Source organism: Kribbella sp. NPDC005582 (genome assembly GCF_040605415.1).
Lineage (GTDB): Bacteria > Actinomycetota > Actinomycetes > Propionibacteriales > Kribbellaceae > Kribbella.
Genome location: NZ_JBEXCU010000005.1, coordinates 339,660 through 360,752, shown reverse-complemented (window position 1 = coordinate 360,752; position 21,093 = coordinate 339,660). Strand labels below are relative to the sequence as shown.

The 21,093-nt window shown below is 67.3% G+C and carries 19 protein-coding genes; 12 read left to right on the top strand and 7 right to left on the bottom strand.

Annotated elements, in window-relative coordinates; all coding sequences use genetic code 11:
- Positions 1–29: 29 nt before the first annotated feature.
- Entirely contained in the window at positions 30–1,013 is a 984-nt protein-coding gene (locus ABZS29_RS28160) for an iron-siderophore ABC transporter substrate-binding protein (protein WP_355466197.1), read from the top strand.
- Here the strand turns inward: ABZS29_RS28160 and ABZS29_RS28155 are convergent.
- From ABZS29_RS28155 to ABZS29_RS28130, 6 genes are all read right to left on the bottom strand, one after another.
- Positions 1,004–1,795, bottom strand: a complete 792-nt coding sequence (locus tag ABZS29_RS28155) for a DUF2785 domain-containing protein (RefSeq protein ID WP_355466195.1) — start codon at positions 1,793–1,795, stop codon at positions 1,004–1,006. The genes ABZS29_RS28160 and ABZS29_RS28155 overlap by 10 nt on opposite strands.
- 107 nt (positions 1,796–1,902) lie before the next feature.
- Positions 1,903–2,649 carry an ABC transporter permease subunit gene (locus ABZS29_RS28150; protein ID WP_355466193.1) on the bottom strand — a complete coding sequence of 249 codons (747 nt, stop codon included), beginning with the start codon at positions 2,647–2,649 and terminating at the stop codon, positions 1,903–1,905.
- Positions 2,649–3,626: an ABC transporter ATP-binding protein gene (locus ABZS29_RS28145; protein ID WP_355466191.1), complete on the bottom strand. Its 978-nt coding sequence runs from the start codon at positions 3,624–3,626 to the stop codon at positions 2,649–2,651. Before ABZS29_RS28145 ends, ABZS29_RS28150 begins: the two co-directional genes overlap by 1 nt.
- A gap of 191 nt (positions 3,627–3,817) precedes the next feature.
- Entirely contained in the window at positions 3,818–5,017 is a 1,200-nt protein-coding gene (locus tag ABZS29_RS28140; RefSeq protein WP_355466189.1) for a DUF4142 domain-containing protein, read from the bottom strand.
- 70 nt (positions 5,018–5,087) lie between these two features.
- Positions 5,088–7,391 (bottom strand): sodium-translocating pyrophosphatase, encoded by a 2,304-nt coding sequence (locus ABZS29_RS28135; RefSeq protein ID WP_355466187.1) that lies wholly within the window; start codon positions 7,389–7,391, stop codon positions 5,088–5,090.
- Positions 7,392–7,617: 226 nt separating this feature from the next.
- Positions 7,618–7,947: an STAS domain-containing protein gene (locus tag ABZS29_RS28130; protein WP_355466621.1), complete on the bottom strand. Its 330-nt coding sequence runs from the start codon at positions 7,945–7,947 to the stop codon at positions 7,618–7,620.
- A gap of 191 nt (positions 7,948–8,138) precedes the next feature.
- On the opposite strand from ABZS29_RS28130, the gene ABZS29_RS28125 reads away from it, so the two are divergent.
- The 11 genes from ABZS29_RS28125 (at position 8,139) to ABZS29_RS28075 (ending at position 20,355) form a co-directional block, all read left to right on the top strand.
- Positions 8,139–10,445, top strand: coding sequence for a DEAD/DEAH box helicase (locus ABZS29_RS28125; RefSeq protein ID WP_355466185.1), 2,307 nt, complete (start codon positions 8,139–8,141; stop codon positions 10,443–10,445).
- A gap of 15 nt (positions 10,446–10,460) precedes the next feature.
- Complete coding sequence (locus ABZS29_RS28120) at positions 10,461–10,862, top strand: hypothetical protein (RefSeq protein ID WP_355466183.1); 402 nt, start codon at positions 10,461–10,463, stop codon at positions 10,860–10,862.
- Positions 10,863–11,269: 407 nt separating this feature from the next.
- On the top strand, positions 11,270–12,040 hold the full coding sequence (locus tag ABZS29_RS28115; protein WP_355466182.1) for a hypothetical protein: 771 nt from the start codon (positions 11,270–11,272) through the stop codon (positions 12,038–12,040).
- Between the two features lie 515 nt (positions 12,041–12,555).
- Complete coding sequence (locus ABZS29_RS28110; protein ID WP_355466180.1) at positions 12,556–13,974, top strand: extracellular solute-binding protein; 1,419 nt, start codon at positions 12,556–12,558, stop codon at positions 13,972–13,974.
- Positions 13,974–14,867 (top strand): sugar ABC transporter permease, encoded by an 894-nt coding sequence (locus tag ABZS29_RS28105; RefSeq protein WP_355466178.1) that lies wholly within the window; start codon positions 13,974–13,976, stop codon positions 14,865–14,867. Before ABZS29_RS28110 ends, ABZS29_RS28105 begins: the two co-directional genes overlap by 1 nt.
- Positions 14,864–15,685 carry a carbohydrate ABC transporter permease gene (locus ABZS29_RS28100; protein WP_355466176.1) on the top strand — a complete coding sequence of 274 codons (822 nt, stop codon included), beginning with the start codon at positions 14,864–14,866 and terminating at the stop codon, positions 15,683–15,685. The genes ABZS29_RS28105 and ABZS29_RS28100 overlap by 4 nt, the downstream gene beginning before the upstream one ends.
- Positions 15,685–16,764: an ABC transporter ATP-binding protein gene (locus ABZS29_RS28095; protein ID WP_355466174.1), complete on the top strand. Its 1,080-nt coding sequence runs from the start codon at positions 15,685–15,687 to the stop codon at positions 16,762–16,764. The genes ABZS29_RS28100 and ABZS29_RS28095 overlap by 1 nt, the downstream gene beginning before the upstream one ends.
- Entirely contained in the window at positions 16,764–18,008 is a 1,245-nt protein-coding gene (locus ABZS29_RS28090) for a CehA/McbA family metallohydrolase (RefSeq protein ID WP_355466172.1), read from the top strand. The genes ABZS29_RS28095 and ABZS29_RS28090 overlap by 1 nt, the downstream gene beginning before the upstream one ends.
- A gap of 124 nt (positions 18,009–18,132) precedes the next feature.
- Complete coding sequence (locus ABZS29_RS28085) at positions 18,133–18,534, top strand: hypothetical protein (RefSeq protein ID WP_355466170.1); 402 nt, start codon at positions 18,133–18,135, stop codon at positions 18,532–18,534.
- A gap of 95 nt (positions 18,535–18,629) precedes the next feature.
- Positions 18,630–19,487, top strand: a complete 858-nt coding sequence (locus ABZS29_RS28080; protein WP_355466168.1) for a type IV toxin-antitoxin system AbiEi family antitoxin domain-containing protein — start codon at positions 18,630–18,632, stop codon at positions 19,485–19,487.
- A 19-nt stretch (positions 19,488–19,506) separates the two neighbouring features.
- Positions 19,507–20,355 (top strand): nucleotidyl transferase AbiEii/AbiGii toxin family protein, encoded by an 849-nt coding sequence (locus ABZS29_RS28075; RefSeq protein WP_355466166.1) that lies wholly within the window; start codon positions 19,507–19,509, stop codon positions 20,353–20,355.
- A 7-nt stretch (positions 20,356–20,362) separates the two neighbouring features.
- On the opposite strand, the gene ABZS29_RS28070 is transcribed toward ABZS29_RS28075, so the two are convergent.
- Complete coding sequence (locus ABZS29_RS28070) at positions 20,363–20,983, bottom strand: response regulator transcription factor (RefSeq protein ID WP_355466164.1); 621 nt, start codon at positions 20,981–20,983, stop codon at positions 20,363–20,365.
- Positions 20,984–21,093: the final 110 nt, after the last annotated feature.

The window sequence follows — 21,093 nt, the reverse complement described above, 5'->3', positions numbered from 1 at the left end:
CTCCACTCCGCAAGGGTAGCCTTACGCGCATGCCGGACGTCGACAGCCAAGCACTCCTGGGACGCCGGGGATTCACCGGTCTGCTGAGCGCGGCGGTCCTCGCCGGGCTGACCGGTTGCGGTTCGGGCGGCGACATCCGGCCGTCGGTCGCGGCGACCCGGAGCGTGCAGCATCCGCTCGGCAACACCGACATCCCGGTCTCCCCGCAGCGCGTGGTCTCACTGGACGCCCTCGGCGGTCTGCAGGTCAGCCTCGAGGTCGGCGCACCACTGATCGCTTCCGAGACCCTGGACGGCGGCGTACCGGTGCCTGGCTACCTGCCACGGCCGGCCGCCGGCTTCCAGTCGCTCGGCATCGACCAGCCCAGTCTCGAGAAGCTGGTACAGCTCAAACCGGACCTCATCGTCGGCAACCTGCAGCGGATCAAGGACCTGTACCCGCAGCTCTCCGCGATCGCCCCGACCGTCCCGTACGAGAACGCCGGCAAGGGCAGGCCCTGGCAGGAGTCGGTACGCCAGATCGCCGACCTGCTCGGTGAATCCGGCAAACAGGACGCCGCGCTCGGCAGCTTCCGTGAGCGGGCCATCCAGGTGCAGACCGAGCACAAAGCCTTCCTGGCAAAGCATTCCGTCGCACTGCTGCGCTTCACCCCCGAAGAGCTGCGCATCCTCCGCGGCCCGATCTTCGGCGCCACGATCCTCGAGGAGATCGGCGTACGGCGGAATCCGTCGACAACCACGTCCGGCGGGACCGACACGTACTACCCGATCGGCCATGAACACGTCGGTGTGCTGGCGGACGCCGACGTGATCCTCTTCGTTGTCGGCGGCCAGGCAGAGCAAGCGTTCAAGTCGTATACCAGCAACGCGATCTGGACCCACCTGCCCGCAGTGAAGGCCGGCCGGGTCGCGCGGCTCGACCCTGCGGCCTGGTGGGACGGCTACTCCGTTTCAGCCGCCAAAAGCTGTCTGCAGCAGTTCACGACCCTGCTGCGCGGGATGCCTCAGAAATAGCTCCGCGTCACCAGCCGAAGCACCTCGACCAGCTGTGCCTTGATCTCCACGGCATGTGGGATCTGCGTGGCCTCACTAGCATCAGGCAACCGCACACCGCGGTCCACGAACACGTAGAGCGCCCGCAACGTCCGAGTGGTGTTGGTGTTCACCGGACTGACCGAAACGCCGACCGGAACGATCCCGGTGAACGCCGGGACCAGCCACTCGGTCGCATCCTCCACAGTGAGCTCAGGACGCGTCAGAGTGGCCGCGAGCGCATAGCTGAGCCGATCGTCCTCCATGTCCCGCAGCACGTACTCAGTGGGCGTCAGAAGCCGTCCGATGCCCAACCGCAGCATCTCCACCGGCTCCACCGCCGGATAGAGCCCCAGAGTCCCCAGGAGGTCGGCCCCATGCGCCACCGCGTGCAGCCAGCCCAGCTCCGCGTCGTACCCGCGCAGGTCGGTCTCAGCGACGTACCAGCGCTCGAACGGCGGCACCCAGCTCGCCTCGTAGACACCCGCCGACACGATGCAGTCCAGGATCAACGGCGCGAAGGTCCGCGCCTGAATCTCCGCATCCCCGAACCGCCGCACCATTTCGTCACCGAGCTCCCGCAACTGCGCCTCGGCCAGCACCCCGCGCCCGATCCAGGTCGCCAACGTCGAGTACGCGACTCGATCCCGCTGCACCGGATCCCCCGACCGCAACAGCTCGGACAGCTCCCCCACCAACTCGTCCAGCGGCCGATCACTCGGTACGGCGAAGTCGTCAGCAGTTATCGCTGCCCAGTCAGTCATGCGCGGGACCCTAGACGAGTCACCAGGTCAGCACAAAGGAACGGCCCGTGGAACACGAAGTTCCACGGGCCGTAGCGACCAGGACCCCTCAGCCCGGCCGAGCCTTGTCAGGCGTCGCGCTTCTTCGCGACCGCCAATGCGATCACCAGCAAGCCGATCGCCCAGGCTGCGAAGTAGACCAGCGACCAGGTCGGGCCCATGAGCGCGTCCGACGGGTCGCTGCCCGGCTGGTCGCCGTTCAGGAACCAGTTGACCCGCGAGAACGGGCCCCAGTCGCTCAGGAAGTCGCCGACCTTCGGGATGGCCAGACCGATGCCCTCGAGCAGCAGCGGCCAGCAGATCACGATCGCCAGCGCACCGGCGCTCTGGCGAACCAGGGTGCCGATCGCCACCGCCAGGACCGCCGCCAGTGCGTAGACCACCGGTACGCCGAGAACGGCGCGCCACTCGGCGCCGGAGTTGATCGCGAGGTCCGCGTCCGGAACCAGGATGTAGCCCAGTCCCCAGGCGACGAAGGCGGAGACGAGACCGACGAAGCCGCTCAGCACGGCAGCGACCAGTGTCTTGGACAGCAGCACCGGAATCCGCTTCGGCACCGACAGGAAGCTGGTCCGGATGGTGCCGAACCGGTACTCGGTCGTGATCGCGAGGCAGGCCATCGCCATCATCACGATCATCCCGAACAGGTAGGTGCCTTGGGTCGCGGCCGGCGTGAAGTCGGCCTTGACCTCGGTCGGCGCGAAGAGGAAGCCCAGGGTGATGAAACCGTCGGCCAGGATCAGCGCGATGATCATGCACCACCACGGCGACCGCGTACTGAAGAGCTTGATCCGCTCCACGGTGACCAGGGACATCAGATCTTCTCCTCTTCTGCCACGACGACCTCGGCCGGCGGCACCGGCGGTGCCACCTGGTCGTGCGCGTGGTACTGGACCGAGTCGCCGGTCATCTGCATGAACGCTGCCTCGAGCGAGCCGCGCTGCAGGGTCAGCTCGTGCAGGACGATGTTGTTGGCCGCGGCGGTCTCACCGATCTGGTCGGTGCTGATCTTGCCGTCGACGAACAGGACCTTGCCCTCGTCCTCGACGTCCTCGATCCGGGTCGTGATCGGGCCGGCGGTGAGCAGGGTCTGCAGCTGGTCGAGCTGCGGGCTGCGCACCTTGATGCTGCTGCCGCTGGCCTGGTCGACGAACTGCTTGGTGCTGGTCTGCGAGATCAGCCGGCCGCGGCCGATCACCACGAGCTCCTCGGCGGTCAGCGCCATCTCCGACAGCAGGTGGCTTGAGACGAAGACCGTGCGGCCCTCGTCGGCGAGCCGGTGCATGAACTGACGGATCCAGACGATGCCCTCGGGGTCGAGGCCGTTGACCGGCTCGTCGAAGAGCAGAATCTCCGGGTCGCCCAGCAGTGCGCCGGCGATGCCGAGCCGCTGCGACATACCGAGCGAGTAGGCGCCGGCCCGCTTGCCCGCGACCTCGGTGAGCCCGACGATCGCGAGCACCTCGTCGACCCGGCTCTTCGGCAGGTTGTTGGAGGCCGCCATCCAGGCCAGGTGCGCGCGAGCGGACCTGTTCGGGTGCACCCACTTGGCGTCCAGCAGCGCGCCGACCTTGGTCAGCGGCTGCTTCAGGTCGCTGTAGTGCTTGCCGTCGATCAGTACGTCGCCGGCGGTCGGGGTGTCGAGGCCGAGGATCATCCGCATGGTGGTGGACTTGCCGGCACCGTTGGGGCCCAGGAAGCCGGTCACCTTGCCGGGTTTCACCTCGAACGACAGATTGTCTACGGCAACCGTGGCGCCGTATCGCTTGGTGAGGCCGTGTGCCTCGATCATCGCCGTACTCCTCGTTCGGTGGCACGCCAGTGTGGTGGGCGGGCTGTGTCCCCCCAGTATCGAGGGCCGACCGGTCCAGATCATCGGACCCGGGGCGGACCCGGAGTGTCCACCCGTGGGTTGATTCTGGCCGCCGAAGGGTGCGGGGCGATATCGGTTGAACCCCTGAGCAGGCCCCGAGAGCAGCTGGGTCAGTCGAGCGGGACGCCGTACAGGACGAGATTGTCGCTGTACCGGTGGGCGGCGTGGTCGTAGGAGCCGGTGCACGTGACCAGCGCCAGCCGCGGCTTCTGCGAGCCGTTGAAGAGGTCCGGCGGCAGGTTGTTCTGCCGGTACGTGCGGCGCGCGACGATCCGGTACCAGTGCTGCTCGCCCGCACCGTCCGTCACGGCCACTCGCGTGTCCATCGGGACCTCGGCCAGCTTGGCGAAGACGCCCAGTCCGCGAGCGGTGTCGACATGGCCGGCCAGGAGCACGGTCCCACCCTGCGCACCGGGCGCTGCACCGGCGGCCCACCACCCCACGTCGGCGGCGGCCGGGACCTGCAGGCGACCGTCCCCACCGGCCGCGACCGGCTGCACCCGCACATTGAGCAGGCCCGGCACCTTCAGCTCGACAGGTGGTACGGCGGCCTCCCGCTCCTGCGGACCGGCGGCAGCCTTCGGTACCTGGCCGGCGTCGTGCACCGCACCGCCGAGCATCATCACCAGGCCGACCCCCAGCGCGCCGATGCCGAGCAGGCGCCGGCGAACCGGGACGGACTTGCCCACCAGCAACAGCAACAGACCAAGGACGATCAGGCCCAGCGCGGCCCGCGTGCGCGTTTCGCGGGCGTCCGCGACCATGCCACCGGCGCCGGTGTCGACGGACGGCGTATGCGTCGCTTCCTTGCACTGGCCCGTCACCATGCGCAGGTCCATCTCGATCACCGGCTTCGCGCCGTTGGCCACCGACTCGACCGCAGGGGACGCCGACTTCGGTACGTCGCTCGTGACCAGCTTCAGGTACTCCTGGTGCTGTTGCCGCTGGAACTGCAGCCAGGCGGCGTCGTACCCCTTCTTGCCGGCCTTCGCGGCCAGGGCGACCAGCTGCCGGCGCTGATCGGCCGCCACCGTCGTCGCCAGCTCGAGATCGAGCCGGGCGGCGACCGCGTTCTCCTGGGCGGCCAGCTTCCGGTGGTCGCGTTCCAGCCGGGCGGCGACCTTGCGGATACAGGACGACGTGCTCTGGCCGGACGCGGTGTGTGCGGCAGCGATGATCGTCAGGTTCAGCCCGTGGGCCGGGCTCAGGTACTCGGCATCGGGCTGCGTCGCCGCACCGGCGGGCTGCGCCGTTCCCAGCGCGCCGGCCGCGACGAGCAGCAGGAACGCCGGCACTCGCGCAAGTCTCACCACTCCACCGTAAACGGAACGGCCCGCCGGGACACAGGGTCCGGCGGGCCGTTGCGGGTACTGCGGTGAATCAGGCGGCGATGTTCGCCTCGGCGGGGGTGTCGGCGATGACCGACTCCCGGCGCTTGGAGACGATGACAGCGGCAGCCAGTACGACGACCGCGGCCAGCGCGATGCCGATCCGCAGGCCGGTGTTGGTGTCGTCACCGATGGCCGACAGGCCGACGACGGCCGGAGCGATCAGCACCGAGACCAGGTTCATCACCTTGATCAGCGGGTTGATGGCCGGGCCGGCGGTGTCCTTGAACGGGTCACCGACGGTGTCACCGATGATGGTGGCCTCGTGCGCGGGCGAACCCTTGCCGCCGTGGTTGCCGTCCTCGACCAGCTTCTTGGCGTTGTCCCAGGCTCCACCGGAGTTGGCCAGGAAGACCGCCATCAGGGTGCCGGCGCCGATCGCGCCGGCCAGGTAGCCGGCCAGTGCCGCGGCGCCGAGGCCGAAGCCGACGGCGATCGGGGCGCAGAGCGCCAGCAGACCAGGCGTCGCCAGCTCACGCAGCGAGTCCTTGGTGCAGATGTCGACGACCTTGCCGTACTCCGGCTTGCCGGTGCCGTCCATGATCCCGGGGATGTCCCGGAACTGGCGACGGACCTCGTAGACGACCGCACCGGCGGCGCGGCCGACGGCGTTGATCGCGAGACCGGAGAACATGAACACGACGGCCGCACCGAGGATGATGCCGACCAGCGTGCCCGGGTTGAAGACCAGTGCCTCGGCCTCGAACTTGGCGTAGTTGCCGGCCAGCGAGGTCCGGATCGCGTCGGTGTAGGAACCGAACAGCGCGGTCGCGGCCAGTACGGCGGTCGCGATCGCGATGCCCTTGGTGATGGCCTTGGTGGTGTTGCCGACGGCGTCCAGCTCGGTGAGGATCTGGGCCGCTTCGCCGTCCACGTCACCGGACATCTCGGCGATGCCCTGCGCGTTGTCGGAGACCGGGCCGAAGGTGTCCATCGCGACGATGACGCCGACGGTGGTCAGCAGACCACAACCGGCCAGGGCGATGGCGAACAGTGCCACGACACCGGAGCCACCGACCAGGAAGGCGCCGTACACGGCTGCGGCGATCACCACGGCGGTGTAGACGGCGGACTCGAAGCCGACCGAGATACCGGACAGGATGACCGTTGCCGCACCGGTCAGCGACGTCTTGCCGACGTCCTTGACGGGCTTGTCCTCGGTGCCGGTGTAGTAGCCGGTCAGCGCCAGGATGACGGCGGCCAGCACGATGCCGATGATGACCGAGACGGTCGCGATGACGCGCGGGTCGCCGTCGGTGCTGGCGATCGCCGTACCGGCCGCGCCGGTCAGGTCGGCGAAGCTGCTCGGCAGGTAGACGAACGCCGCCACCGCGCAGAGGATGCCGGAGATCACCGCGGAGATGTAGAACGCGCGGTTGATCGTGCGCAGACCGTTCTCGCCGGTGCGCGGGCGGGTCAGGAAGACGCCGAGGACCGCGGTCAGCGTACCGATGGCCGGCACGATCAGCGGGAAGATCAGGCCCTGCTCGCCGAAGGCGGCCTTGCCCAGGATCAGCGACGCCACCAGCATGACGGCGTACGACTCGAACAGGTCCGCGGCCATACCGGCGCAGTCACCCACGTTGTCACCGACGTTGTCGGCGATCGTCGCGGCGTTGCGGGGGTCGTCCTCGGGGATGTTCTGCTCGACCTTGCCGACCAGGTCGGCGCCGACGTCGGCGGCCTTGGTGAAGATACCGCCGCCGACCCGCATGAACATCGCGAGCATCGCGGCGCCGAAGCCGAAGCCCTCGAGCACGGTCGGAGCGTCACCCTTGAACAGGAGCACGACGACCGAGGCGCCGAGCAGACCCAGGCCGACGGTGAACATGCCGACCGTTCCACCGGTGCGGAACGCGACCCGCATGGCCGGCTCGCGACCCTCGTCGCGCGCGGCCGCGGCGACCCGGACGTTGGCGCGCGTCGCGAGCCACATTCCCAGGTAGCCGATCAGCGCGGAGAAGCCCGCACCGACCAGGAAGAAGACGGACCGGAAGATCTTCAGCGTGGTCGCGTTGTCGCCGTCAGTGTGTGCGGGCAACAGGAACAGCAGCAGGAACGCCACCACGGCGAAGATCGACAACGTCCGGAACTGCCGGCTCAGGAAGGCCGATGCACCCTCCTGGACCGCAGCGGCGATCGTCTTCATGTTCTCGGTACCATCGTTCGCGGCAAGCACCTGGCCCCGGAAAACCATCGCAATGGCAACCGCGAGGATCGCGATCACTCCGACGACGATCACCAGTGTGGTGTTGCTCGACGAAAGATCCACCGCTTGAGCAAGCAGCGAAGACATTCGTCCTCCTTGTAGGCAACCCATCCAGGCTTGACGGCCCCCGTCTGCCGCAACCGAAGGGTTGGGGAAAATAGCAAACAGCGCCAAGGACATGGCGCGGTGGGTCACTCTAGCGGCTTCTCGACCAGACCTGACGACAGGGTGGTCTACGTCATTCGGCAGCCGTCAAGCGGGACTGTCACGCAGCGTGCCGACAGGGACACCTTTTCGCTTCCCGGCGACGGCCTCAGATCGCCGAGGCGACATCGGGATGGATGTCGAAGACCTTGGTCAGACCGGTGATCCGGAAGATCTTCAGCAGCCGTTCCTGGGTACAGACCAGCGACAGCGATCCGTCGTGGGTGCGCACCCGTTTCAGTCCGCCGACGAGCACCCCGAGGCCGGTGGAATCCAGGAACTCAACGCGTTCCAGGTCCAGGACGAGGTCGTAGGCCCCGTCGTCGACGAGCGCTGCGATCTTCTCGCGGAGCTTCGGTGCGGTGTAGACGTCGATCTCCCCCGCCACCTCGATGACGGTGCGCCCGCCCTCGGCGCGCGCGGTCAGCGACAGATCCACTTCGGCCTCCGATCCCGTGAACTGCTGCATTCAACCATGTACGGACCGTGAGAGGGGCCGTTGTGGAAAACTCTTTCATCCCGCCGCATCGAAAGTCGATCTTCGTCCAGAAAATGCCCCGTGCATCGGCACTTGCAGGCGATCCGTGCACGAATCCGTGCACTGTCCGGAGGGACTACTAGGCTCGGCGCATGCGTGAGGGTGAGGCAGCCGCCGTACTGCGACGTCTCGCTACCGGTCGAGCCGATCGGCTCACCCATGTCGAGTCGGTGCCGGCTCGTCCCGGCCGGACCTGCGAGTGGCCGCGCTGGGTTCCGGCCGAGGTGCTCGACCAGCTCACCGACGCCGGCATCTCGGCGCCGTGGATCCACCAGGTCGCGACGGCCGAGGCGGCGTACTCGGGTCGTCATGTGGTGGTGGCGACCGGGACCGCATCCGGCAAATCGCTCGGCTATCTGTTGCCGGCATTCGCGACGCTGAGCATTGCGCAGGCCGCTTCACCTCATCGACGCACTGCCTCGGTGCTCTATCTGTCTCCGACCAAAGCGTTGGCGCACGACCAGCTTCGCGCGGTCTCGGCGTACACCGTGCCAGGTCTGCGCCCGATGACCTTGGACGGCGACTCCGAGCGCACCGAGCGCGACTGGGCCCGCGACCACGCCACCTATGTCTTGAGCAACCCGGACATGCTGCACCGCTCGGTCCTGCCGAACCATCAACGCTGGGCCCGCTTCCTCGGCTGCTTGCAGTACGTCGTGATCGACGAGTGTCATCACTACCGCGGTGTCTTCGGCGCACATGTCGCCGGCGTGCTGCGCCGGTTGCGACGCATCTGCGCGCACTACGGCGCCAACCCGGTCTTCGTCTGCGCATCGGCGACGGTCGCCGAGCCGGCGGTCTCGGGTGAGCGGCTGACCGGCCTGCCGATGGTGGAGGTTGTCGACGACGGTTCCCCGCGCGGCGGCATCGCCTTCGGTCTATGGGAGCCGGCACTGACTTCTGTCCGCGGTGAAAACGGCGCCCCGGTACGCCGCTCTGCTCCGGCCGAGGTGGCCGACCTTCTGACCGACCTGGTCGTGTCGGGCGTGCGGACTGTTGCCTTTGTCCGCTCGAGACGTGGTGCGGAGACAGTGGCTATGACCGCGCGCGAGAACCTCGCCGAGGTCGACCCCACGCTGATGGACCAAGTGTCGGCGTACCGGGCGGGTTATCTGCCGGAGGAGCGCAGGCGGCTCGAGAGCATGCTGCAGAGCGGCGAGCTGACCGGAGTCGCCGCCACCAACGCTCTCGAGCTCGGGATCGACATCGCCGGACTGGACGCCGTACTGCTGTCTGGCTGGCCGGGGACGCGCGCCTCGCTGTGGCAGCAGGCCGGGCGCGCTGGGCGAGCCGGCGGCGATGCTCTTGCGTTGCTGGTTGCTCGGGACGATCCACTGGACACCTATCTGGTCCGCCATCCCACTGCAGTCTTCGGACGACCGGTTGAAGCGACCGTTTTCAACCCGGAGAACCCCTACGTTCTCGGGCCGCAGCTGTGCGCGGCCGCCCAGGAGCTGCCGCTCACCCCGGCCGACTACGACATCTTCGGCGGTACGGCGTCCACCGTCATCGCACAGCTGGTTCGGCAAGGGGCGTTGCGCGAGCGGCCCCATGGCTGGTTCTGGACCCGGCGCGAACGAGCTGTCGACGCGATCGACATCCGGTCGGCCGGTGGGAAGACAGTGCAGATCGTGGAGGACCAGACCGGTCGTCTGCTCGGCACCGTTGACGGCGGCTCCGCGCACGCCTCAGTGCACGAGGGCGCTGTCTATGTGCACGCCGGTGAGTCCTATCTGGTCCGCACTCTCGACTTGGAGGGGCACGCTGCGATCGTGGAGCCGGCCGCGCCGGACTACACGACCTTCGCCCGCGACGTGACCGAGATCAGCGTGCTGGCGACGGAGGAGTCGCGGAGCTGGGGCACGGCCGAGCTGTCCCGCGGCTGGGTGCAGGTGACCAGTCAGGTCATCTCTTTCCAGCGCAAGCTGATCGCGACCGGAGACGTTCTCGACGAGCAGCCCCTCGACCTGCCGGAGCGGACACTGCGAACCAAGGCGGTCTGGTGGACCATGCCCGACGCAGCGGTCGAGGCGCTCGGACTGGACGACGTACCGGGGGCTGCTCATGCTGCCGAGCACGCCTCGATCGGACTGCTCCCGCTCTTCGCCACCTGCGACCGCTGGGACATCGGCGGCGTCTCCACGGCCCGCCATGCCGACACCGGCCGCCTCACCGTTTTCGTGTACGACGGCCACCCCGGCGGCGCGGGTTTCGCCGAACACGGGTATGCCGCAGCGCGTGAGTGGTTGACCGCGACACGTGAGGCCATTGCACACTGTGAGTGCACGGATGGCTGCCCATCCTGCGTACAGTCACCCAAGTGTGGGAACCAGAACAACCCACTCGACAAGAGCGGCGCGGTCGCGCTGCTCACCGCACTACTCAGTAGTGAGGCCTGAAAGGCAGCGTGCACCATGTTCGTCCTCGGAATCGTTCTGATCGTCATCGCCGTACTGTTCGGCCTGGGCGTCTCGGTCTCGTCGGCCGAGTCCACCACGCTGACCGTCTTCGGAATCGACTTCGGCGTGATCGTGCCGACCATCTTCTTCCTCGGCGCGGCCGCTGGTGCCGCCCTGGTCGCCGGACTCTGGTTGACGAAGAAGGGCGCGGCCCGCGGCTGGCGCCGGCACCGCGAGGTGCGCGCGCTGCGTGCCCAGGTCGCCACCACCCAGCCCGAGGTGACGGACCGTGACGAGACTCCTGAGGTCACCGAGGACCGCCACGCAGAGGTAGCTGACGAGACAACGGTTGCCGAGCGTCCGGCGACCGAAGAACGTCTGGTCGCGGACACCACCGAGCACAAGCAGTCCCACTGACCACTCTGTTGCCGATGGCATCAATCTGCACGGTGGACTACTCCAGTTACCGTTGATTGCCAGAACATCTCGATCGAAACACAGCCCGGGCACGGGCACCCCGCAGCGGCATTTCGATGCCCTGCGCAACGAGTTTTTCCTGGCAGTTAGTTGCCATTGGCATCAAGTTCCGCCGTCTTGCCATAACCACCTCCGACCGAGCTGTGCATTACTGGTCGTGGCGTCAACGTCGCGTTGAGTCACTGTCGGCCTTCCGGGCCACACCGCCTCCTCACGGGGGATCGACCCGCAACCCGCCCACCGCGCAAGGGGTGGCGAAGCGGTTCCCGGAACAGAAGACCGACTCTCGTAACGGGGTCCCGACGACCTGACGCCAGCAGAGACAGGCACGATCTTCGGAGGTTGTCTTGATCACCCGTAAGCTTTTGAGTCGCACCGGCGTCGTAGTCCTCGCCGTCAGCGTCGCGCTGGCCACGGCCATCCCGGCCCAGGCCGCGAACGTCGCCACCGAGCGTGGATCCTCCACGCCGGGCGTCGAGATCGGCGTGGCGAAGCAGATCGCCACCCGCGCCGACACCCGGTACTGCCTGACCTTCGTCGCGGCCGCCAAGGTCCCGATGGCGGTCATGATGGCCTGTGCTCCGGGCAAGGAAGGCAAGACCCAGGAGTGGATCTACACCGAGTCCGGCCAGCTGCAGGTCGCGATGAGCAAGAGCGTCGGTGGCGCCCTTGCCCGGACCGGAGCCTGCCTGGACAGCGGTGCGGACCTGGCCAAGGTTCCGGCCGCGGCTCCGCTGCTGGTCCTGCCGTGCCGGAGCGGCGACGGCCAGAAGTGGAACTACGACAAGAGCGCGGGCACGTTCGTCAACCAGGCGAGCGGACTTGCTCTCACTTCTCTGCTCGGCAAGGGGAAGGCCAAGCAGGCACAACCGACCGGAAGCATGAGTGCGACCGGCACGCCGGTCCAGGGCTGGAGCGCACTGCCGCTGCCGGGTCTGGACATCCTGGGCGCAGTTCTGGCGCTGGTGAACGCACTGCTGGCATCGCTGGGCCTGGCCCTGCCGCTGCCGATCGCGAACGCCGCAGGCAGCCTGCTCGAGCTGGTTCGGCCGAAGCTGCCGATCCCGGCGCAGATGACGGTGCTGCCCAAGCAGATGATGCAGCTGGCGCAGAAGTAACTTCTCGCTCCAACTGACAGCCGGCCCCGACGATGTCGGGGCCGGCTGCTTTTTGGCTGGTGTTCTGTTGTCGGTCCGGTGGATCGATGCTCGGGGACTGCGCGGGATTCCGCTGCTTGCGCGTCAGCGGGAGCCGTACGCCGTCGTCACCGTTCCGGCCTTCCGTTCAGGGAATCACCAGTCGGTGCCGGTCACCACCAGCACCCGTGCCAGTGGTGCCAGTGGTGGTGGTGCCCGAAGAGCAGGCCGTCCACCGCGTCGAGAATCGAGTACAGCATTCGCAGTCACCTCCGATCCGAATGAACCGAACGGGCATGACGCTACCTCGCACTTTCACGTTCTGTATCTACTCAACTACAGGTTGCGACAGAACCTTGAGCGCACTTTAACCGACCCGCAATGCTGCCCGCCTGGCCCGGACTTGACACCGTTTGGTCAAATGTCTTCACAAACCCGCCTGGCGGTGTCAAGGTTTTACCGGAATGCGCAGTACCGACCTCGCAAGGAGCCCCCTGATGCGATCACTTCGGCTGTCCACCACACTCGCCCTCGGCGCCACGGCCACCCTGCTGCTCTCCGGCTGCCTCGGTTCGTCCGGATCCGGCGACCAGGACGCCAACCGCAACGCCGACGCCAAGAAGGTCGAGCTGACAATCGGCTCGAACGCCGTCAAGGGCGGGAAGAGCAGCGCCGGTGCGACCTTCACCGAGGACGTCCTGATCCCGAAGTTCGTCGCGGACCAGAAGGCCAAGGGCGTCGATGTCACCGTGAAGTTCCAGGGTGACGGCTCCGACGACGAGGTCTACAAGCAGAAGCTGTCGCTGGACCTGTCCAACAAGTCCGGCCCGGACCTGATCTCGATCGACGGCATCTGGGTCGGCGAGTTTGCCCAGGCCGGCTACATCAAGCCGCTCACCGACACCGTCGGCGACGCCGCCAAGGTGGACGGGTGGGACGGCTGGGGCCAGATCCCCGAATCGGTCCAGCAGCTCGGCACCTTCGAGGGCAAGCGGTACGGCGTTCCCGGTGGTACCGACGGCCGGGTGCTGTACTTCAACAAGAAGCTGTTCCAGCAGGCCGGACTGCCGGCCGACTGGCAGCCGAAGTCGTGGGACGAGATCCTCCAGGCCGGCCAGAAGCTGAAGGCGCTGTCCGGTGTGACGCCGATCCAGATCAACGGCGGCACCGCGATGGGTGAGGCGACCACGATGCAGGGCGTGCTGCCATTGCTGGTCGGCACCGGCGCTGCGATCAACACCGACGGCAAGTGGCTCGGCGACACACCGCAACTGCGGCAGGTGCTCGACTTCTACCACCAGGTCTACAGCACGGGACTTGGTGACCCGGTGCTGCAGCGCGAGGCCAAGGGCCGGGACAAGTCGTTCGCCGAGTTCGCCGCGAACAAGATCGGCATCCTGCTGGAGAGCGACTACTTCTGGCGCAGCGTGGTGGAGCCGAAGGCCGGCGTGGCCAAGATGGCGGATCGCGACAGCGCTGTCGGCTACGCGTTGATTCCGGCGTCGAAGCCTGGTGGCGGCGTGAAGGGGCAGGACTTCGTGTCGATGTCCGGTGGCGGCGCGACCGTGATCAACCCGAACACCAAGTTCCCGCAGCAGGCCTGGGAACTGCTGCAGTTCATGAACTCCGCCGAGATGGTGAAGGAGTCGCTGAACGGCGCCGCCAAGATCACCCAGCGGACCGACGTCAACACCGAGGTCCTCGCCAGTGACCCGATGCTGAACTTCGTCGCGACCAAGGTGCTGCCGCTCACGCAGTACCGGCCAGGCCTTGCGGAGTACCCGAAGGTCTCAGCCGCGCTGCAGCAGGCGACCGCCGACGTGATCGGCGGCAAGACGGCCGACGCCGCCGCATCCGCTTACCAGAAGGCGGTCGAGACCGCGGCCGGCGGCAAGGACAAGGTCACCACGAACTGATGGCTACCGCTGCCAAACAGCCCGCGCGCGACGTTGCCGGGCTCGGTGTCGGCCGTGCCCTCGCCTTCGTCGCGCCCGCGCTGCTGCTGATCGCCGCGTTCCTGGTGTTCCCGGCGATCTGGACGATCTACATCGGTATCACCAACTACCGGCTGACCGGCGTCGAGGCGGTCTCGCCGTCGATCGTCGGGCTGTCGAACTACACCCGGGCGCTGAACGACGCCCTGTTCCACAACGCGTTGTGGCTGACGATGCTGTTCGTCCTCGGCTCCGCGATCATCGGGCAGAACATCCTCGGCTTCACGCTTGCGTGGATTCTCCGCCGCGCGCGCCCGGCGGTACGCCGTACTGTCGAAGCACTGACGTTGCTGGCCTGGATCCTGCCGTCGACCGTGGTCGCGTACCTGTGGGTCGCGTTCTTCGACCGCGACACCGGCACGCTGAACAGCATCCTCGGTACGACGGGGACCGCGTGGCTGATCGACTATCCGATGATGTGCCTGGTGATCTTCAATACCTGGCGCGGTACGGCGTTCTCGATGATGCTCTACTCGTCCGCACTGCAAGCCGTACCGCCGTCGCAGCTGGAGTCGGCGCGGATGGTCGGGGCGTCGGGCTGGCAGACGTTGCGGGACGTGGTGTTCCCGCACATCCGCGGACACGTACTTACCAACACCCTGTTGATCTCCCTGTGGACAGCCAACGACTTCTCGCCGTTCCTGCTCACCAAGGGCGGACCGAACCACGAGTCCGAGACCGTGCCTGTGTACATCTACAACGTCGCGCTGCAAGGCGGTGAGCTCGGCTACTCGTCGGCCATCTCGTTCCTGCTACTGCTGGCGAATCTGCTGATCTCACTGGTCTACCTGCGACTGCTGAGGAGGCGCGCGTGACTCCGGCCTACGTGGTACGGCGGATCGGCTTCTACGTGCTGATCTGCGCGATCACGGTGTTCTTCGCCGTACCGATGTTGTGGATCGCATCCGCGCCGTTCGACAAGAACCCCGGTCTCGGCGTGCACTGGCCGGACTGGACGCTCGAGAACGTCCGGAAGACGCTCGACCACCCGTACGCGTTGCACTCGATGGTCAACTCGCTGATCATCTGCATCACGACTGCCTTGGCCGTGACGGCGTTCGCGGCGCTGGCCAGCTACGCCTTGTCGCGGGTGCGGATCCCTGGTCGGGATGCCTTGCTGTACGGGCTGTTGCTGCTCTCGTCGGTCGTCACCGGTACGGCGGCGATGGTGCCCATCTTCGTGATGATCTACCAGCTCGGCCTGATCGACTCGCGGTTCGGGGTCGCGCTGGTGATGACCGGCGGGTTGTTGCCGGCGGCAATCTTCATCCTGAAGGACTTCGTCGACGCGGTGCCGAAGTCGTACGAGGAGTCGGCGCGGGTCTTCGGCGCGTCCACGCTGCAGATCCTGCGCGACGTCGTACTGCCGGTGGCACGGCCGGGGCTGGCCACGATCATGGTCTGGGCGTTCGTGAACTCCTGGGGCAACTTCCTGGTGCCGTTCCTGCTCATTCGCTCGATCGACCTGCAACCCGGCGCCGTCCTGATGCAGACGCTCACCGACGAAGGCGGCAGCGTGAACCTGCAGGTGCTGCCGGTCTTCTCGCTGCTGTTCTCGATTCCGGTCGTTGTGCTGTACCTACTGGTGAACTCGCGCTACGGGTTCCGCTTCCACGGAGGGATCAAGTCCTGATGGCCGGTATCGACATCGAGGGTCTGGCGACCGTCTATCCGAACGGCGTCCGCGCCGTCGACGGCCTCGACCTGCACGTCGCCGACGGTGAGTTCTTCGCGCTGCTCGGCCCGTCCGGCTGCGGCAAGACGACCCTGCTGCGCACCATCGCCGGCCTGGAGAGTGCCTCCGAGGGAACGGTCCGGATCGACGCCGTCGACGTCACCCGCACCGAACCCGGCAAGCGCGGCGTCGCGATGGTCTTCCAGGACTACGCGTTGTTCCCGCACATGAGCGTCGCGGAGAACATCACCTATCCCTTGAAGGTACGGCGGGTCGCTGCCGCCACGCGGGCCGAGACCGCCGAGCGCACGGCCGGCGAACTGTCCCTCGGCGGTTTGCTGGAACGCCGTCCCGGGCAGCTCTCGGGCGGTCAGCAGCAGCGCGTCGCCCTTGCTCGGGCTATCGCGTCGCAGGGCAAGGTGCTGCTGCTCGATGAGCCGCTCTCCAACCTGGACGCGCGGCTGCGACTGGAGGCGCGCACCTTCTTGAAGAAGCTTCAGCGCGACTTGGGCATTACGACAGTCTTCGTCACGCACGACCAGGCTGAGGCCCTCGCTCTCGCTGACCGAATCGCTGTGATGGAATCCGGCAAGCTCCGCCAACTGGGGACGCCACGAGAGGTCTTCGCCCGGCCGGTGAACACCTTCGTGGCCAACTTCATCGGCTCCACCCCCATGAACCTCCTCCCCGGCGTGCTTTCGCCGACCGGAGTTTCGGTCGCGGGCGGAACACTGCCGACGACCGGCTCCATCCCCGAAGGGGCCGAGGTGACGGTCGGCGTCCGCCCGGAGTACCTCACGCTGTCCACCGGCGACACGACCGGCCCCGGCGTTCGCGGTACCGTCGTCGTCACCGAGAACCTCGGTGTCCAGTCACTCGTGAGCGTCGACTGCGACGGGACGTTGATCGGTGTCACCGTTCCTGAGGAGCAGGAGCCTTCGCCGGGTCAGCCGGCCTTCCTGACTGCGCCGCCGGAACGTGTGTTGCTCTACGACCGCGAGTCCGGGGAACTCCTCGCGCGGCAGACGGTTTCCTGATGGCAGTCACGTCGTACCGGCGACGCTGGACCCTCGACGACCGGGCCGAGTCCGTCTGGCATTCGCTGCCGGTCGACGTACCGGCTGGTTGCCCTGGACTCCTTGTCACGTTGACGATCCCGTCGATCGACGGAGTCGTCATCGACCTCGGCTGCCAAGGCGCGGGCGGTTGGCGCGGCTGGTCCGGCGGCGCGCGGCAGACGTTCGCGATCACACCGACCGCGGCGACGCCCGGCTATGTCGCCGGCGAACTCGAGGCCGGCACGTGGTGGGTCGTCCTCGGACTTCACCGGCTCCCGGTCGAGGGCGCCGAACTCATCGTCGAGGCGGTCACCGGGCCGGTCGCGGAGATCCCCGGTCTCACCGCGTACGCCGAGGCTTCGGCGGCGATCGCCGTACCGGCCCGTCCGACCCGCCGCACACTGCCGGCCGGGTCCGGCTTGAAGTGGATCGCGGGTGACTTCCATGCGCACTCGCTGCACTCCGACGGCTCCACCCCGATCGCGAACTTGGCCGCGCTCGGCGTTGCGGCCGGTCTCGACGTACTGGCGATCACCGACCACAACACGGTCGCCCACCACCTCGAGCTTCCCGGCCTGAGCGATCGGTTCGGCATCGGCCTGATCCCCGGCCAGGAAGTCACCACCGACACCGGCCACGCCAACGCCTTCGGCCACCTCACCGCGATCGACTTCCGCCAACCCGCCTCCACCTGGGTCACCGAAGTAGCCCGCCAAGGCGGTCTCCTCTCGATCAACCACCCCCTCGGCGGCGACTGCTCCTGGCGTCACCCCCTCACCGAACACCCACCACTCGCCGAGATCTGGCACTCCTCCTGGCTCGACCACCACTGGGGCGGGCCCATCGCCTGGTGGCAGTCCTGGGGCCTCGACACCGTCCCCATCGGCGGCAGCGACTGGCACAACCCCACCTCCCCCACCCCCATCGGCACCCCCACCACCTGGCTCGCCGTCGACGCCGCCGCCGAAACTCCCGCCGAGCTAGTCGAAGCCACCCTTCAAGCCCTAGCCGCCGGCCGCACCGCCATCTCCACCACCTACACAGCCCCCGTCCTCCTCCGCGTCGACGACACCCTGCTAGCCCTCGACGCCCCCAACACCCTCGTCCTGTCCCCCGACTGCACCCGCCACCCCGTCACCTCAGCCATCCACCGCCTCCCCGCCGTACCAGGACCGCACACGCTGGTAACTCACGACGGCGAGTTCCTGTCGAGTTGCTTCTGAGGCGGACCTGCCCCACTCACCAACCTCATCCAGCCGCGGTTCCCAGCCGCAGATTGAGCGTGGCAACGCGGGTCCAGCGAACGTTGGTGAGTGGCGGCGGTCCGCTCGAGGGCAAACTGAAGCCATGAGCACCCCGGACGAACACGTCATCGTGGTCGACGCCGCCAACGTGATCGGCTCCCGCCCCGACGGCTGGTGGCGCGACCGCCCCGGAGCCGCCCGCCGCCTCCTGCTCAAACTCGCCACCCTCCAACAACAACTCCCCCACACCACCATCGTCGTCATCCTCGAAGGCGCCGCCCGCGCCGCCCTCCCCACCCCGGACCTAGGCCCCCTCCGCGTAGTCCTCGCCCCCGCCTCCGGCGACGACACCATCACCGAAGTCACCGCAGAAGCCCTCACTCCCCAACCCCCACCCACCGTCACCGTAGTAACCGCCGACCGAGGCCTCCGCCAACGCGTAGAACCCCTAGGCGCCACCACCACCGGCCCCACCTGGCTATGGACCCAACTAGACAACCTCTAGAGACTGGTTACTTTAGAAGTAACAAGACTTGAAGGAGATGCTTCGATAGTAACGAAGTAGATGGTTACTATGGAAGCGCAGAGGAGGTGATCGGCGTGCAGGCACTGGACGTGTTGGAGTCTTTGGAGCGTATTGGCTCGACCCAGTGGGGGCTGGTGACTACCGGTCAGGCCGATGAGGCTGGTGTGACAAAGATGCAGCTGTCACGCCTCACTGAGCGCGGCACGCTCCAGCGAGTCCGGCATGGCATCTACGCGCTTCCCTCAGCTGATGCAGGGCCCTTGCAAGGTCTACGTGCCGCATGGATCGCGACTGGTAGCCGACCGTCGGGCCAGCAGCCGCTGGCGGTGGTGTCCGGCGAGTCCGCGGCGGCTGTTCACGGGCTTGGCGACCTATTGCCTTCGAAGTACGAGTTCACGTCCGCGGTACGGCGGCAGACGACGCAAGCGGATACCCGCTATCGCAAGCGTGATCTGCCGGACGAGGATGTCGCCTGGGTCAATGGGCTGCCGGTGACGACCGTTGCCCGGACACTCAAAGACCTAGTGGCTGCCGGTACGGATTTCGACCACCTGTCGGTCGCGGTTCGCGACGCTGTGAGTATGAGTGATGCGGCGTCCATCGACCTGATGCGTGCTCTCGAACCAGCAGCCGGTAGGTCTGGTCCTGCAGACGGAAGTGCTGTGCTGAACGCGGCACTCAAGGCATCTGGTTACCGGCCGCCACCTGGGCTGCTGGAGCTGATGATTCCCGAGCTGCAAGAGAGGCTCCTCGAGCAGCTAGTACCCCAGCTCCGAAACGTCATGACGCGTGCTTTGGCCGAACAGCTTCGCCAGCTTGCGCCGTTCTCAGATGCCGCGGACCGGCAGGACAAGGATTCCGACGATGGCACATCCGATGACGCCCCTCGAGGCGAGCCGGCTCAGAGCGTCTCTAGGGGCGAAGCTGGCTAACGAGGCTCGACGTCGCGGAGTGACCGCGGACGTGGTTCGTAAGCAGTACATCTTCACGATCTTCCTCAGCCGCATCTTTCAAGATGACACCGCTCCGTGGGTGCTATTGGGTGGCAATGCGTTGCTGATCCGCATCGGCGGTGGCAGGTTCACCCAGGACGTCGACCTAGCGCGGGAGACACCGTGGGCGAGCCTGGACGATGCAGTAGCTGAGCTTCGACTGCTGTCCAGCCGCCCGCACCGCGACGATCCGTTCGAGTTCGATCTGCACTCGGCGGAGATCCAGGCGGATGCGGATCCGTTCGGCTACGGCGCGGAGACTGCGAAGATCAAAGCGACGGCGCTGCTGGCGGGGCAGGAGTTCGAGCGGTTCAGCATCGATCTCACAACTCGCCGACATGTAGACGGCGCAGTCGACGCGGTGCAGCTGAAACCGATCATCGATCACGAGACCCTCCGAGAGCTGCCTGCAGTCCCGACGACGCCGATCGAGAACCATCTGGCCGACAAGATCTGCGCACTGTACGAGCGCCACGGAGCCGGCGGGGCAAAGGCGTCAACCCGACACCGCGACCTGGCCGACATCGTTCGAATCGTCGGGGCAATCCCCTTCGACGCCGCTCGCCTCGCGCTTGTTCTCGAGCGAGAGGCGGGTCGGCGCCGGATGAGTCTGCCGCCGATGTTCGAGGCTCCGAGCGCCGAGTGGGCGACCGGCTTTCCCCGAGCAGCTGCGGGGTACGCAGAGTACCCACGAGAGTTCTGGGACTTGCCCGCGGCCCTGGCGTTCTGCGGGAACTGTTTGAACGAGGTCCTGGATGGACGACGCACCAGTGGCCGCTGGGATCCCGGCGATCGCGCCTGGGCCTAGCAGTCTCTCAGTCGAGGAGCCAGCCGTTGTGGTCGGCGGTTTGGATGGCGTCGGAGCGGGTTCGGGCGCCGGTTTTGCCGATGGCGGACCAGAGGCGGCGGCGGACTTCGCGTTCGGAGACGTGGAGGGAGCGGGCGATCATGGCGACCGAGCCGCCGTCGCGGGCGGCGCGGAGGGTGTCGGTCTCCTCGTGGGTGAGGGGGGTGTCGGAATACTTGAGGGATTCGGCGGCGAGGTTGGCGTCGACGACGCGGAGGCCGAGGTGCACCCGGCGTACTGCGTCGGCGAGTTGGGGGGCCGGGGACTCTTTGAGGGCGAAGCCTTTGGCGCCGGCTTCGAGTCCGCGGCGGAGGTGGTTGGGGCGGCCGTAGGTGGTGAGGATGACGACGCGGCACTCGGGGATCAGCGTCCGGAGCTCGGCGGTGACGGCGATGCTCGCGGTCCCCGGACCGGCGGCGTCCAGCAGAGCGACGTTCGCCCGATGCCGTTTCGCGGCGGCGACGACATCGTCAGATCTGTTGATCTCGGCAACGATCTTGAGGTCGCGTTCGCGCTCCAGACCGTTTCTGAGGACGCCTCGGCTGAGAATCTGGTCGTCGACCAGCAACAGCCGAATAGGGTCGGGCAAACGAGCCTCCGTGGTCACCGACCGGACGCCGGGGAAGTGCGTCCGGGAGATAGTGGACAGAACGTCGGTTCCAGATCATGAAGGGCGCTCCCGCGCCCCGTCCAGATCAA

Bases quoted from the DNA above. Each gene is read 5' to 3' on its own strand.
- ABZS29_RS28120 (WP_355466183.1), top strand. From the start codon at position 10,461: ATGTTCGTCCTCGGAATCGTTCTGATCGTCATCGCCGTACTGTTCGGC.
- ABZS29_RS28125 (WP_355466185.1), top strand. From the start codon at position 8,139: ATGCGTGAGGGTGAGGCAGCCGCCGTACTGCGACGTCTCGCTACCGGT.
- ABZS29_RS28155 (WP_355466195.1), bottom strand. From the start codon at position 1,795: ATGACTGACTGGGCAGCGATAACTGCTGACGACTTCGCCGTACCGAGT.
- ABZS29_RS28135 (WP_355466187.1), bottom strand. From the start codon at position 7,391: ATGTCTTCGCTGCTTGCTCAAGCGGTGGATCTTTCGTCGAGCAACACC.
- ABZS29_RS28145 (WP_355466191.1), bottom strand. From the start codon at position 3,626: ATGATCGAGGCACACGGCCTCACCAAGCGATACGGCGCCACGGTTGCC.
- ABZS29_RS28160 (WP_355466197.1), top strand. From the start codon at position 30: ATGCCGGACGTCGACAGCCAAGCACTCCTGGGACGCCGGGGATTCACC.
- ABZS29_RS28095 (WP_355466174.1), top strand. From the start codon at position 15,685: ATGGCCGGTATCGACATCGAGGGTCTGGCGACCGTCTATCCGAACGGC.
- ABZS29_RS28090 (WP_355466172.1), top strand. From the start codon at position 16,764: ATGGCAGTCACGTCGTACCGGCGACGCTGGACCCTCGACGACCGGGCC.
- ABZS29_RS28085 (WP_355466170.1), top strand. From the start codon at position 18,133: ATGAGCACCCCGGACGAACACGTCATCGTGGTCGACGCCGCCAACGTG.
- ABZS29_RS28110 (WP_355466180.1), top strand. From the start codon at position 12,556: ATGCGATCACTTCGGCTGTCCACCACACTCGCCCTCGGCGCCACGGCC.
- ABZS29_RS28150 (WP_355466193.1), bottom strand. From the start codon at position 2,649: ATGTCCCTGGTCACCGTGGAGCGGATCAAGCTCTTCAGTACGCGGTCG.
- ABZS29_RS28105 (WP_355466178.1), top strand. From the start codon at position 13,974: ATGGCTACCGCTGCCAAACAGCCCGCGCGCGACGTTGCCGGGCTCGGT.